The sequence below is a fragment of the Actinophytocola xanthii genome, assembly GCF_001921205.1.
In the GTDB taxonomy this organism is placed as follows: Bacteria; Actinomycetota; Actinomycetes; order Mycobacteriales; family Pseudonocardiaceae; genus Actinophytocola; species Actinophytocola xanthii.
This window is the reverse complement of record NZ_MSIE01000008.1, coordinates 104,344-118,385: the sequence shown is the minus strand read 5'-3', so window position 1 is coordinate 118,385 and position 14,042 is coordinate 104,344. Positions and strand designations below refer to the sequence as shown.

The window sequence follows — 14,042 nt, the reverse complement described above, 5'->3', positions numbered from 1 at the left end:
TTGTGTACTGCCCGGCCGGCGCGTCGTACCGCCGCTACGGCTCAACGCGGGCCTCGCCGTCCAGGATCGGCTCCGGTCCCGGACCCGGCCTGGCCGCTCGCGCCGTGCGGACCCGGCGGACGAGCCGGATGGCGACCAGCAGGACCAGCACCGCGCCGGCGGTGCCGGTGATGGCGACCGTGATGATCCCGTAGGAGGTGGAGCTCAGCTCCAGTTGGGCGGTGCTGCCCAGCTTGGTGCCCCCGGGGGTGGAGAGCTTGGCGTCCACCTTGAACCGGCCCGCCCTGGTGACCTCGGCCGAGATGTACCGGCTGATCGAGCTCAGCGGGGGGATCCGGACGTCCTGGGGGGGAGCGGGGGACAGCCCGGGCGGGGCGACCAGCCGGATCCGGACGACGATGCTCACCGGCAGCCCGTTGTAGACGTTGACCGGGATCGGGCTGTCCCCGGAGGCCAGCGCCAGCGGCCGGCCCTGGTTGTTCACCACGACCTGGTCGCACAGCGCGCCGAGCTGGTCGTCGACCTGCTCGACGGCCGCCTCCGCCCGCTCCGGGGCTCCACGCCAGGCGGTGGACGTGCCGCGGAGCAGCCCGTACTGCATGGGCGAGAGCAGCGTGTTCGGGTCGACGTCGCTGGTGTTGTCGTCGTCCATCGCGTTGAGCAGGTCGCGCTTGGTGCCGTTGATCCTGGCCACGTCGGCGGTGACGGCGGTGGGGATCTCGCGTGCGGCGTCCTGCGGGGTGTAGGCGAGACCGGCCGCGGTTCCCTGGTCGATTCCGGACAGCGTGCCGACCAGCGACTGCGGGACGGCCGAGCCGGAGTCGAACAGCCGCTGAGCCAGGTCGAGGTAGCCGGTCAGCTCCTGCTCGGAGGCCGTCCAGCGCCGGGGCGGGGCGACCAGGATCCGGGTCCCGTCGGCACCGCTGTCGAACAGGGCGCGGAAGGTGAGCGCGGCCAGTCCACGCTGCAGCGAGGTGTCCGCACCGGCCCCGGGCCGGTCGAGCTCGAGCGCGGAGGACACGAGCGAGTCGATCGGCAGCGCGCGGACCGGTGCCGGCGTCTGGTAGCCGGTGACCGTGAACGGCGGCTGACCTCGGACCTTCTGCAGGTGGGTGGGGTCGGCGAGCACGGTCGTCGGCCCCAACGCGGCGAGGTCGAGCAGCGTGCGCTGGTCGAACGAACCGCCGGCCGGCCAGTACAGCTCCTTGGCCGGCTGCACCGGGGACAGCAGTTCGGCGACGATCGCGGAGCTCGCGAGCGCGAGCTGGGTGAGGTCAACCGCACCGGAGCGGGACAGGGCGACCAGGTCGGTGTCCGCGAAGGGCACCGAGAGCACACACCGGCCCCTGGTCAGACCGGCGACCCTGGTCAGCCAGTCGGTCGCCACCGCGGCACCGCGGCCGGCGACGAGGCGTCCGTTCTCCCCGCGGACCCGGTAGCCGCCGGCCATCGCCGAGACCGTCTGCAGCAGGTCGGGATCGACCGCGAAGCACAACGAGCTGAGCAGCGTGCCGTCGTTGGCGGTGACCTTCGCCACCGAGTTGACCAGGCCGAACAGCCGTCCGCCCGGGGAGAGCGAGTCGGCCAGGTCGTCGTCGGTGAGGACCACGGAGCCGTCGGTGGTCGCCAGGCGCCGCGGTCGGGTGTCCAGGATGGGCCAGATGATCGAGATCCCCCGCGGACGTGGACCGACGGTGGCTGCGGGGCCACCGGGGACCGACAGCACCGGCAGCGGGAGCGACACCGCGGCCAGCCTGGCCTGGCCGCCGTAGTCCGGGCGCCCGTTCACGTTGACCAGGACCGGGTAGACGCCCGGCTCGGTGAGCGCGAGCGACTGCTCGGTGCCGCGGACCGTCGCCTCCAGCCGGACCGCCGCGGACTCGCCGGGCGCGAGCGACCGGCTCACGTCGACGAACGGGGAGCTCGCCGAGTCGGTGGCGAGCTTCGCGAGGTCACGCAGGTCGACGTCCCGTTCGACCGGCTCGCCGCGCTGGACCTTGACCCGGATGTCGTCCACCCGCCGGTCGCCGACGTTGGTGATCCGGCCGGTGACGGTCAGCTTCGGGGTGGCCGAGGTGACGAACCGGGGGGCAAGCGACTCGACCTCGAGCCGGAGCATCTCCTGGCCGTCCCGGGTCTGGGCGACCTGGTCGCCGATCGGCTCGGCCGCGGCGCCCGGCACCGGTCCGGCCGAGGCCAGGGCCAGCAGTGTGGCCGCGAGGAGGGCCGCCTTCCACCTGGTCACGCCGGATCAGCTCCCGTCCGCCCTGGCCGAGACGTCGCCGGCCGCGCCGGTGACGTCGTCGCCGGCCGGGACGTCCAACCGCACCTCCAGCAGCTTGAGCGCACGCAGCACCAGGCGGCGCTCGTCGGCATAGGCAAGGCGCTCCTCCAGCTCGTCGAGGGGGACCCAGGCGACCTCGGTCACCTCGACGTCGTCGTCGGAGAGCTCGCCGCCGAGCTCCTCCATCAGGAAGTGGTGCACGGTCTTGTGGATCCGGCGGCGGTCGGCGACGAACCAGTAGTCGATGGTGCCGAGCGGTCGGATTATCTCGCCCCGGATCCCGGTCTCCTCGGTGACCTCCCGAACCGCGGTCTGCTCGGGGGTCTCGCCCTCCTCGATGTGTCCCTTGGGCAGCGACCACAGCAACCGGCCGCGCCGGTCGAGGCGGCCGATCAGCACGATCCGGTCGCGCTGGACGTTGAACACCACGCCTCCGGCCGAGGTCTCGTCCACCGCCGCCATCCGCCGGCCACGCCTGCGACCGCGACGCCCGGAGCGGGCGCCCTGGGGCCGGCCGGACGACGAGGGCATGAACGCGATCGTAGTGCGAGCCGGGTCGCCGGGTCGGCGGTTAGTCTGGGCGTGACCGCCAGATACGCTCGTTCCCCGTGTCCAACCTGACCCAACCCGATGCCGTGCTCGAACGCCTGAGCTTCCCGGTGGCGGACGAGCTCGCCGCGCGGTTCAACGAGGCCGGCCACCGGCTGTACCTCGTCGGCGGAAGCGTGCGCGACGCGTTGCTCGGGCGCCTGGGAACAGACCTCGACTTCGCCACCGACGCCCGTCCGGAGCAGGTGCGGCGGTTGGTCACCGGCTGGGCGGACGCGATCTGGGACACCGGTATCGAGTTCGGCACGATCGGCGCGCGGCGGCGGGGTACCGACCTGGAGATCACCACCTTCCGCGCGGACACCTACGACCGGCAGAGCCGCAACCCGGAGGTCCGGTTCGGCGACTCGATCACCGAGGACCTGGTGCGGCGGGACTTCACCGTCAACGCGATGGCTGTCGAGCTGTCCACGAGGACCTTCGTCGACCCGCACGACGGGCTGGCCGCGCTGGCCGCCCGCCGGCTGGACACGCCGGCGACCCCCCAGGAGTCCTTCGCCGACGACCCGCTGCGGATGATGCGCGCGGTCCGGTTCGTCAGCCAGCTCGGCTTCGCCCCGGCACCCCGGGTGCTCGAGGCCATCCGGGAGATGACCGACGAGATCACCCGGATCACCGCGGAGCGGGTCCAGGCGGAGCTGTCCAAGTTGCTGACCGGCCGGTTCCCCCGCCGGGGCGTGGAGCTGATGGTGGACACGGGCCTCGCCGACCACGTGCTGCCCGAGGTGCCGGCCATGCGGCTGGAGATCGACGAGCACCACCAGCACAAGGACGTCTACCAGCACTCGCTGGTGGTGCTCGACCAGGCGATCGACCTCGAGGAGCAGGACAACGCCCCGGACCTCGTGCTCCGGCTGGCAGCCCTCCTGCACGACATCGGCAAGCCGGCCACCCGGCGGCACATCTCCGGTGGCGGAGTGAGCTTCCACCACCACGAGGTGGTCGGGGCGAAGATGGTCCGCAAGCGCTTGCGAGCCCTGCGGTACCCCAAGGACGTCATCGAGGACGTCGCCCAGCTCGTGTACCTGCACCTGCGGTTCCACGGCTACGGCCGCGGCGAGTGGACCGACTCCGCCGTCCGCCGGTACGTCACCGACGCCGGTCCCCTGCTCTCCCGGCTGCACAAGCTGGTTCGGGCCGACTGCACGACGCGCAACCGCCGCAAGGCGGCGGCGTTGCAGCGCACCTACGACGACCTCGAGGAGCGGATCGCGCGGATCGCCGCCGAGGAGGACCTGGCCAGGGTGCGGCCGGACCTGGACGGCAACGAGATCATGCGGCTGCTGGGCCTGCCGCCGGGACCGCTCGTGGGCAAGGCCTGGCGGTTCCTGAAGGAGCTGCGGCTGGACCGGGGACCGCTCGACCACGACGAGGCGGTCGCGGAGCTGCGGCGCTGGGCGGCCGAGCAGGGCATCACGCCCGCTGGTGACGACGCGTGACGGTCGCGAAGCCGGCCATCCCGACCAGGTAGACCACGGCCGCCGCGGCGATCAGCGCCGCCGACTCCCCGGTCTGCGGCACCAGCTCGGCCGCCAGGCCGATCGCGACCACCTGGGTGATGTTGAACAACATGTCGTACAGGGCGAACACCCGGCCGCGGGCCTCGTCGCCGATGTCCCGCTGCACTGCCGCGTCCACGCAGAGCTTGACCACCTGCCCGGCGTAGGAGAGCACGAACGCGGCGACCAGCGCGGTCGGCAGCACCATCGGCAGGCCGAAGGCAAGCTGGGCCAGGGCCGCGCCGGCCAGGCAGAGCAGGACGCTCCGCTTCCGGCCGAGCCGGCTGACCAGCCGCGCCGTGGTCAACCCGGCCACGAAGATACCCGCCGCGCCGAACCCGAGTACCACGCCCAGGCCGGGCAGGCCGGCCTCGATCGGGCCGAAGTCCTCGAAGCTGAACCGCATCAGCAGCACGGTCAGCAGCAGGGAGATGCCGAACGCGGCGCGGTGGGCGAGCAGTGCGCAGAACCCGGCGGCGACGCTGGGCGTGCGCAGGGCGACCCGCCCGCCGTCGAACAGTCCCTGCGCCACCGCGGCCAGCGCCGTCGGCGGTTCGTCCACCTTGTCCGGCCCCAGCGCGCCGCGGGCGAAGCGGGCCGCGAGGACGGCGGCCAGTACCGAGCCGACGAAGGCGATCCCGGTGGTGAGGCCCGATCCGGTGTCTCCCTCGCCGAGCAGCCCACGCAGCCCCACCGCGCAGCCGGCGCCGAGCACCGACACGACCGCTCCGAGCGTGACCGCGAGCGCGTTGGCCTCGACCAGGTTGGGTACCGGCACGACGTGTGGCAGCGCGGCGGACAGGCCGGCGCCGACGAACCGGCTGATCCCGACCACGACCAGGGCCAGCATGAGCAGCGGCAGACCGCTCGCTCCACCGGCGACGCAGCCGGCGGCGACCAGGATCAGCACGCCACGCAGCAGGTTGGCCGCGACCAGCACCCGGCGGCGGTCCCAGCGGTCGAGCAGGGCCCCGGCGAACGGTCCGACCAGGGAGTAGGGCAGCAGCAGCACCATGAAGCCGCCGGCGATCTCCTCCGGGGTGACCGCGCGCTCGGGGTTGAACACCACGAAGCCCGCCAGCCCGGTCTGGAACAGCCCGTCGCCCCACTGGGAGGCGAACCGGGACAGCAGCAGCCGGCGGAACCCGGCGAAGGCCAGCAGTCGCCGAGGCCCGATCCGGAGGTGATGGGCGGACTCGGAGTCCCCGCTGGCGTCGACCGGGACCGATGTGCTCACGACAGCCCAGCCTACGGCGGAGGGGGAAAGGTCCGAACGGCGTGTGCCCGGTGAGGACACACGCCGTTCGGCGCCGGAACGTCCGGTCGCCTCTCGGCGGCTAGGCGCGATGTGGCTCCAGCCTGACTGGTATTCCACAACGGCGGTTACTGGTTGAGCCCGGGGGACACAATGACGCTCCAGCGACCGACTCAACGAGCCGGCGCCGTCCATTGTTCCCCAAAAGCCGTAGGCCCGCTGGATTCCCACTCGACTGGTGGGATCATGTCCTGGTGCGATCCGACGCCCCCGACGCGGCCGTGGAGCCGGGCACGCTGCTCGTGGCGGCGCCCAGCCTGACCGACTCGAACTTCCGCCGCACCGTGGTGTTCGTGATCGACCACCGCGGCGAGGGCACCCTCGGCGTGGTGTTGAACCGGCCGAGCGAGGTACCGGTCGACGACGTCCTGCCCAACTGGGGGCCACACGTGACCACGCCCGGTTCGGTGTTCGTCGGCGGGCCGGTGGAGCAGAAGACGGCGCTGTGCCTCGCCGCGCTGCGCACCGGGGAGGAACCCAACGGGGTGAAGGGCCTCATCGGCGTGCGCGGTCCGGTGGCCCTGGTCGACCTGGACGCCGATCCCGATGTCCTGGTGCCCAAGTTCAAGGGGCTGCGGGTGTTCGCCGGCTACGCGGGCTGGGACGTCGGGCAGGTCGCCGGAGAGATCGAGCGCGGTGACTGGATCGTCGTGCCGGCCCTGCCCAACGACGTGCTCGCACCGGCCGACCAGGACCTGTGGGGGCGCGTACTGCGTAGGCAGGGCATGCCGCTCGCGCTACTCGCCACCCACCCGGGTGACGTCAGAACCAACTGACCGGCTGATCTCGCAGCCGCCGCAGGCACAGCCGCGGCACCCGTCGGGCAGTGCGCGCTCCTGCGCCGGCTTCTCGTCGGGGACTGCCTCGCCCGCCCGGTGCCCGAGCATGCCGCCGGCGACGGCGATCCCCACCAGGCCGGCGAACCCGACGGCGGCCAGCACCAGGCTCGAGGCCAGCAGCCCGAGGGCTCCACTCGCCACCCCGACCGCCCCGGCCACCGCGACCGGCAGCCCGGCGACCTTGTTGGCGACCAGGAACGCGCGGTCGCTGCGCAGCGTCGCGGGGGTCCGCACGCCCACGAACCGGTTGCGCGGCAGGCGCTCCAGCAGACCCAGGAGCCCGACGACGACCAGCGCCGACCCGACCACGAGCGGCACGAGCGCGAGAAGATGCACGCCCCGATGGTAGGTGGGCGCCTCCCGGCGGCGGAGCCGGCCCGACCGTCCGCGCTATCCTCATGACATGAGCACCGGACGCCTGCTCCTTAGGCGGCCGCGCTGACCGACGGCCGGCGCGGCGAGCCCCTCATGCCCTCCCAGGGCGGAGGGGTTTTGTTTTGTCCAGGAGCGAGCACCAGGGAAGGACCTCACGATGAGCGACGAGTCCACACCGGCGCACCGGTACACGGCGGCGGTGGCCAACTCGATCGAGTCGCGGTGGCAGCGGTACTGGGAGGAGCACGGCACTTTCCACGCGCCGAACCCGACCGGCCCGCTCGCCGGTGACGTGCCGCCGGACAAGCTGTTCGTGCAGGACATGTTCCCCTACCCGTCCGGCGCCGGACTGCACGTGGGTCACCCGCTCGGGTTCATCGGCACCGACACGTTCGCCCGGTACCACCGGATGAACGGCCGCAACGTGCTGCACACCATGGGGTTCGACGCGTTCGGCCTGCCCGCCGAGCAGTACGCGGTGCAGACCGGGCAGCACCCGCGGATCACCACCGAGCAGAACATCGCCCGGTACCTGAGCCAGATCCGCCGGCTGGGGCTCGGCCACGACGAGCGTCGCCGGATCGCCACGACCGACCTGTCCTACTACCGCTGGACGCAGTGGATCTTCCTGCAGATCTACAACGCCTGGTTCGACGAGAGGGTGAGCAAGGCCCGCCCGATCGCCGAACTGGAGGCCGAGTACGAGCGCGGCGACCGGGCCACGCCGGACGGTCGCGCCTGGTCCGAGCTGAGCCGGATCGAGCAGCGCAAGCTCGTCGACTCGCACCGGCTGGTCTACCAGTCCGAGGCACCGGTCAACTGGTGCCCGGGGCTGGGCACGGTGGTCGCCAACGAGGAGGTCACCCCCGATGGGCGCAGCGACCGGGGGAACTTCCCGGTGTTCCGGAAGAACCTGCGCCAGTGGATGATGCGGATCACCGCCTACTCCGACCGCCTGATCGACGACCTGGACATGCTGGACTGGCCGGAGAAGGTCAAGACCATGCAGCGGAACTGGATCGGCCGCTCGGCCGGCGCGCACATCCGGTTCCCCGTCGGGGACGCGGCGGTCGAGGTGTTCACCACCCGCCCCGACACCGTGTTCGGCGCCACCTACCTGGTGCTGGCGCCCGAGCACCCGCTGGGGGACGCGCTGACCCCGGCCGCGTGGCCGGCGGGCGTCGACGAGCGCTGGACCGGCGGTGGCGCCACCCCGGCCGAGGCCGTCGCCGCCTACCGGCGCGCGGCCGCGCAGAAGTCCGAGCTGGACCGGCAGGAGAGCCGGGACAAGACCGGCGTGTTCGTCGGCGTCCACGCCGTCAACCCGGTCAACGGCGCCGAGATCCCCGTGTTCGTCGCCGACTACGTGCTGATGGGCTACGGCACCGGGGCGATCATGGCCGTGCCCGGCCAGGACCAGCGTGACTGGGACTTCGCCACCGTGTTCGGGCTGCCGATCGTGCGGACCGTCCAGCCCACCGCCGGCTTCAGCGGCGAGGCGTTCACCGGCGACGGGCCGGCGATCAACTCGGCCTTCCTGGACGGCATGGACGTCGCCGAGGCCAAGAAGACGATCATCGCCTGGCTCGAGCAGAACGGGCACGGCGAGGGGCGCCTGCAGTACAAGCTGCGGGACTGGCTGTTCGCCCGGCAGCGTTACTGGGGCGAGCCGTTCCCGATCGTCTACGACTCCGACGGCCTGCCCGTCGCCCTGCCGGAGAGCATGCTGCCGGTGGCGCTGCCCGAGGTCGAGGACTACTCCCCCCGCACGTTCGACCCGGACGACGCCGACAGCGAGCCGTCCCCGCCGCTGTCCCGCGCCGCCGACTGGATCGAGGTCGAGCTGGACCTGGGCGAGGGGCGCAAGACCTACCGGCGCGACGCCAACGTGATGCCGCAGTGGGCGGGTTCGAGCTGGTACCAGCTGCGGTACGTGGACCCGACCAACGAGGAGCGGTTCAGCGAGCCGGAGAACGAGCGGTACTGGCTGGGGCCGCGACCGCAGGAGCACGGGGAGTCCGACCCGGGCGGTGTCGACCTGTACATCGGCGGCATCGAGCACGCTGTGCTGCACCTGCTGTACTCCCGCTTCTGGCAGAAGGTGCTCTACGACCTGGGCCACGTCTCGGGGCCGGAGCCCTACCGCCGGCTGTTCAACCAGGGCTATATCCAGGCCTACGCCTACACCGACTCCCGCGGGGTCTACGTGCCGGCCGAGGAGGTGACCGAGCGGGACGGGCGGTTCTTCCACAACGGCCAGGAGGTCCGCCAGGAGTACGGCAAGATGGGCAAGAGCCTGAAGAACGTCGTCACCCCGGACGAGATGTGCGATCGGTACGGCGCGGACACCTTCCGCTTCTACGAGATGTCGATGGGTCCGATGGAGGTCTCCCGCCCCTGGGCCACCAAGGACGTCATCGGCGCCCAGCGGTTCCTGCAGCGCATGTGGCGCAACGTCGTCGACGAGACCACCGGCGAAGTGCGGTTCACCGACGAGGTTCCCGACGACGACACGCTGCGTGCCCTGCACCGCACGATCGACGGCATCCACGCGGACTACGCCGCGATGCGGTTCAACACCGCGGGCGCCAAGCTGATCGAGCTGAACAACCACGTGACCAAGGTCTACGGCGGCCGGCCCTGCCCCCGTTCGGTGCTCGAGCCGATGATCCTCATGCTGGCGCCGCTGTGCCCGCACATCGCCGAGGAGATGTGGGCCGCGCTCGGCCACACCGAGTCCCTGGCGCACGGTCCGTTCCCGCGGGCCGACGAGCGCTACCTGGTCGAGGAGACCGTCGAGTACCCGGTCCAGGTCAACGGGAAGGTCAGGGCTCGGGTGACCGTTGCGGCCGACGCCGGTCAGGACGAGGTGCGGGCGGCCGCGCTGGCCGAGGAGAAGATCGCCGCGCTGACCGAGGGGATGGAGCCACGCAAGGTGATCGTGGTGCCCGGCCGGCTGGTCAACGTCGTGCTGTAGCGGTGGCGGTCTCCCGGCGGGCGGTGCTGTCCGGGTTGTCCGGCCTGCTCGCGACCTCGACCGTGCTGGCCTCGCCGGCGGCCGCAGCCGGCCGGTGGGTGGTCGCTGCGCCGACCGGGCTGGCGCGGCTGCGGGAGCTGGAGGCGGGCTTCGGCGGTCGGATCGGCGTGGCGGCCCGGCGCGGGGGCCGAACGCTGCACTACCGGGCCGGCGAGCGGTTCGCGATGCTGTCCACGGCCAAGGCGCTGGTCGTGGCGGCGGTCCTGCACCGGGCGTGGCCGTGCGACCCCGGCCTTCTCGACCTGGTCGTGCGCTACGGCGCGGACGACCTGGTGGAGCACTCGCCGGTCACCGAGCGGCACGTGGACGCCGGGATGACCGTCGAGGCGCTCTGCGACGCAGCCATCCGCCAGTCCGACAACACCGCTGCCAACCTGCTGCTGCGCCAGCTCGGCGGACCGGACGACCTCACCCGGTTCGCCCGGTTCATCGGCGACCGCGTCACCCGGCTGGACCGGTGGGAGACCGAGCTGAACAGCAACCTGCCCGGCGACCCGCGCGACACGACCACCCCGGCCGCCATGGCCGCCGACCTGGAGGCGCTGGTGCTTGGCGACGTGCTGGCGGCCGAGGACCGGGAGCGGCTGACCGGGTGGCTGGTCGGGAACACCACGGGCGACGCCCGCGTCCGGGCCGGGTTGCCCGGCTGGCGGGTCGGCGACAAGACCGGCACCGGCGCCTATGGGGCCGCCAACGACATCGGGGTCGCCTGGCCACCGTCCGGGTCACCGGCAGGGCCGCCGCTGGTGCTCGCCGTGTTCACGACGCGTCCGGAGGAGGCCGCGGAACCGGCCGACGAGGTCGTGGCGGAGATCGCCCGGGTCGTCGCCGAGGAGCTGCGGTAGGCCCGCTCCCCGACGCGGTCCGGGCACGAGGCCACGGACCGCGCCGCCGGCACCGATCGCTCGGGGGGCTACGCGACCGGTACCGGCGGCGCGAAGCCCGGCCGTTGCCGGCCGGGCCCCGACGCTCGGCATGGTGCGCCGGCGTGGGGACTCTAGTGTGACGGCACCGGTCTCCCGGCGCCGTCACCTGTGAGAGTTGACGAACATTGTGGCATTTCGGGCGGCTGGTGCTGACTAATCGTTAGCACTTGCGCACGTCTCGCGCTATCCGTGTTCGGGTCACTCCGTTCCGTGCGCCCGGCTGCCTGCCCGGGCGCTCGTTGCCGACATTTGTGCGCATAGAAACACGGAGTCTCACACCCGCCCGAGCTGGTCCCGGGCCGCCACGAACGCCTCGACCGCTCGCCGGACGTCGTCGGTGGAGTGCGCGGCCGACATCTGCGTGCGGATGCGCGCCTTGCCCCGCGGCACCACCGGGTAGGAGAACCCGATGACGTAGATCCCCTGGGCCAGCAGCAGGTCCGCCATGCGCCCGGCCTTCGCCGCGTCGCCGACCATCACCGGGATGATGGGGTGCTCCCCCGGCAGCAGGTCGAAGCCCGCCTCGGTCATCAGCGAGCGGAACAGCGAGGTGTTCTCCCGCAGCCGCTCGAGCAGCTCCCCGGACGAGGACAACAGGTCCAGCGCGGCCAGTGCGGTCGCGGTGATCGACGGTGCGAGCGAGTTCGAGAACAGGTAGGGCCTGGACCGCTGGCGCAGCATCGCGACGATCTCCGCACGGCCCGAGGTGTAGCCGCCGCTCGCTCCCCCCAGCGCCTTGCCCAGCGTCCCGGTGACCACGTCCACCCGGTCGGTCACCCCGAACAGCTCCGGGGTGCCGCGCCCGGTCGGGCCGACGAACCCGACGGCGTGCGAGTCGTCCACCATCACGAGCGCGTCGTGTGCGTCGGCCAGCGCGCAGATCTCGTCCAGCGGCGCCAGGTAGCCGTCCATCGAGAACACGCCGTCGGTGGCGATCAGCCGGTACCGCGCGTCGGCGGCCTCCTTGAGCTGGCGCTCCAGATCGGCCAGGTCCCGGTTGCGGTAGCGCAGCCGCCTGGCCTTGCACAGCCGGATCCCGTCGATCACCGAGGCGTGGTTGAGCTCGTCGGAGATCACCGCGTCCTCCGGACCCAGGATCGTCTCGAAGAGCCCGGTGTTCGCGTCGAAGCACGAGCTGTAGAGGATCGTGTCCTCGGTGCCCAGGAAGGAGGACAGCCTGGTCTCCAGCTCCTTGTGCGGCACCTGGGTACCGCAGATGAACCGCACCGAGGCCATGCCGAACCCCCAGCGGTCCAGCGCCTGTTTGGCCGCCTCCACCAGGGCGGGATGGTCGGCCAGCCCGAGGTAGTTGTTGGCGCAGAAGTTCAGCACCTCGGGCTCGGCGCCCACCCGCACCGCCGCGTGCTGCGGGGTGCTGATCACGCGCTCGGCCTTGAACAGGCCGTCCGCGCGGATCTGGTCGAGCTCGGCCAGCAGGTGCTCCCGCATCGCGCCGTACATCAGGCACGTCCTCCGTCCCGGGTCCAGTCGAGAATGACCTTGCCGCACCGTCCGTCACGTGCCGTCGCGAACGCCTCGGCGTGGTCGGTGTGGTCGAACCGGTGAGTGATCACCGGGGAGATGTCCAAGCCCGCCCGCAGCAGGACCGACATCGCGTACCAGGTCTCGAACATCTCGCGGCCGTAGACGCCCTTGATCGTGAGCATCTTGAGGACCACGCTGCTCCAGTCCACCGCGATCTCGGTGGCCGGCAGGCCGAGCATGGCGATCCGCCCGCCGTGGGTCATGTTGGCGATCATCTCCCGCAGCGCCGAGGGCTGGCCGGACATCTCCATGCCAACGTCGAAGCCCTCGGACATGTCGAGCTCCGGGTAGACCTCGCCGATCGCGTGCCGGCTCACGTTCAGCGCCAGGTCCACCCCGATCTTGCGGGCCAGGTCCAGCCGGGGCTCGCTCACGTCGGTGATCACCACGTGCCGGGCGCCGGCATGCTTGGCGACGGCAGCGGCCATCAACCCGATCGGTCCGGCACCGGTGATCAACACGTCCTCGCCGAGCACCGGGAACGACAGCGCGGTGTGCACCGCGTTGCCGAACGGGTCGAAGATCGCCGCCACGTCCAGGTCGAGCTCGTGGGTGTGCACCCAGGCGTTCTGTTCGGGCAGCACGGTGTACTCGGCGAACGCGCCGGCGGTGTGCACACCGAGTCCGATCGTGTTCGCGCACAGGTGTCGGCGCCCTGCCTTGCAGTTGCGGCAGGTGCCGCAGATGAGGTGCCCCTCGCCGGAGACCAGGTCGCCGACCTTCACCTTGGTCACGGCCGCGCCGACCTCGACGACCTCGCCGACGAACTCGTGGCCGAGCACCAGCGGCGGCCGGATCGTCGCGGCGGCCCACTCGTCCCACGACTCGATGTGCAGGTCGGTGCCGCAGATCCCGGTCCGCAGAACCCGGATCAGGACCTCGCCCGGTCCCGGCCGTGGCTCGGGTACCTCGGTGAGCTCCAGCCCTGGACCCTGGGCCACCTTGACCAGAGCCTTCACGACAGTCCTCCGCACTAGTCCGTGGTGGTGTCCCAGGAGAGCTTCCAGGGAGAGCGGACCAGCAACCGGCCGATCCGCACGTAGTTGGCCCGCCGCACCTGAAGCGAGCCGGCGGTGACGGTACCCGACAGCACGAAGTGCGGGTGGCCGCCACGGGCCTGGTGCAGCTTGTCGGTCACGCTGCCCGCGGTGACCCGTACGCCGTGGACGTCCGCGGACGCCCGCTCCGGCAGCAGCAGCTTCACCGCACCGCCCGCCACCTCGATCTTGATCCGGACCTCGTCGTGCGGGATCACCGCCTCGGTGAAGTCGAGGTCGGTCGAGCCGAGGCGGTTGCTGATCAGGAGGTCCGAGGGCACGGTCCACCGACCGACCCGGCGCACGCTCGACATCACCGCGCGCAGCTCCACCTGCTGCGGGCGCACGGGTGAGTTCGAGTCGCGGTGGGTGAGCCCGGGCAGGTCGACGAGCAGCGCGTTCAGCTCACCCCGGGTCTTCGCGGCCAGCGCCTGGTCGGTCCGCGCGGTGAACTCGTCGAGGTTCAGCATGCCGTGCCCGATCGCCTTCTGCAGCACGTTGACGACGTGCATGCGCTCGGCGTCGGACACCCTCAGCTCACGGGGGTCGAAAGGGCTGTCGCTCACCACCCCACGG

At 71.9% G+C, this 14,042-nt stretch carries 11 protein-coding genes; 4 read left to right on the top strand and 7 right to left on the bottom strand.

Annotated features, from left to right (window positions below; all coding sequences use genetic code 11):
• Positions 1 to 34: 34 nt before the first annotated feature.
• Positions 35 to 2,245, bottom strand: a complete 2,211-nt coding sequence (locus BU204_RS06965; RefSeq protein WP_075124724.1) for a DUF6049 family protein — start codon at positions 2,243 to 2,245, stop codon at positions 35 to 37.
• 6 nt (positions 2,246 to 2,251) lie between these two features.
• On the bottom strand, positions 2,252 to 2,815 hold the full coding sequence (locus BU204_RS06960; protein ID WP_075124723.1) for an NUDIX hydrolase: 564 nt from the start codon (positions 2,813 to 2,815) through the stop codon (positions 2,252 to 2,254).
• Positions 2,816 to 2,892: 77 nt separating this feature from the next.
• On the opposite strand from BU204_RS06960, the gene BU204_RS06955 reads away from it, so the two are divergent.
• Positions 2,893 to 4,332 (top strand): CCA tRNA nucleotidyltransferase, encoded by a 1,440-nt coding sequence (locus tag BU204_RS06955; RefSeq protein WP_233159540.1) that lies wholly within the window; start codon positions 2,893 to 2,895, stop codon positions 4,330 to 4,332.
• Here BU204_RS06955 and BU204_RS06950 read toward each other — a convergent pair.
• Positions 4,307 to 5,629, bottom strand: a complete 1,323-nt coding sequence (locus tag BU204_RS06950) for an MFS transporter (protein ID WP_233159525.1) — start codon at positions 5,627 to 5,629, stop codon at positions 4,307 to 4,309. The two genes, BU204_RS06955 and BU204_RS06950, sit on opposite strands and share 26 nt — an antisense overlap.
• A gap of 272 nt (positions 5,630 to 5,901) precedes the next feature.
• Here BU204_RS06950 and BU204_RS06945 point away from each other — a divergent pair, with 272 nt between their 5' ends.
• Complete coding sequence (locus tag BU204_RS06945; RefSeq protein WP_075124721.1) at positions 5,902 to 6,483, top strand: YqgE/AlgH family protein; 582 nt, start codon at positions 5,902 to 5,904, stop codon at positions 6,481 to 6,483.
• On the opposite strand, the gene BU204_RS06940 is transcribed toward BU204_RS06945, so the two are convergent.
• Positions 6,445 to 6,882, bottom strand: coding sequence for an SdpI family protein (locus BU204_RS06940; protein WP_075124720.1), 438 nt, complete (start codon positions 6,880 to 6,882; stop codon positions 6,445 to 6,447). The two genes, BU204_RS06945 and BU204_RS06940, sit on opposite strands and share 39 nt — an antisense overlap.
• Before the next feature lie 196 nt (positions 6,883 to 7,078).
• Between BU204_RS06940 and leuS the strand changes: the two genes are divergently transcribed.
• Complete coding sequence (leuS, locus tag BU204_RS06935) at positions 7,079 to 9,898, top strand: leucine--tRNA ligase (RefSeq protein WP_075124719.1); 2,820 nt, start codon at positions 7,079 to 7,081, stop codon at positions 9,896 to 9,898.
• Between the two features lie 2 nt (positions 9,899 to 9,900).
• Positions 9,901 to 10,803 (top strand): class A beta-lactamase, encoded by a 903-nt coding sequence (bla, locus tag BU204_RS06930; RefSeq protein WP_075124718.1) that lies wholly within the window; start codon positions 9,901 to 9,903, stop codon positions 10,801 to 10,803.
• Positions 10,804 to 11,157: 354 nt separating this feature from the next.
• Here the strand turns inward: bla and BU204_RS06925 are convergent, their stop codons facing one another.
• From BU204_RS06925 to BU204_RS06915, 3 genes are read right to left on the bottom strand one after another with little or no spacing between them, the layout of a single operon-like run.
• Positions 11,158 to 12,345, bottom strand: a complete 1,188-nt coding sequence (locus BU204_RS06925; protein ID WP_075124717.1) for a glycine C-acetyltransferase — start codon at positions 12,343 to 12,345, stop codon at positions 11,158 to 11,160.
• Positions 12,345 to 13,388 (bottom strand): L-threonine 3-dehydrogenase, encoded by a 1,044-nt coding sequence (tdh, locus tag BU204_RS06920; RefSeq protein ID WP_075124716.1) that lies wholly within the window; start codon positions 13,386 to 13,388, stop codon positions 12,345 to 12,347. Before tdh ends, BU204_RS06925 begins: the two co-directional genes overlap by 1 nt.
• A 14-nt stretch (positions 13,389 to 13,402) precedes the next feature.
• The gene (locus BU204_RS06915) at positions 13,403 to 13,978 is read right to left on the bottom strand and encodes a DUF1707 SHOCT-like domain-containing protein (protein ID WP_083661083.1); all 576 of its coding nucleotides are present in this window, start codon (positions 13,976 to 13,978) and stop codon (positions 13,403 to 13,405) included.
• Positions 13,979 to 14,042: the final 64 nt, after the last annotated feature.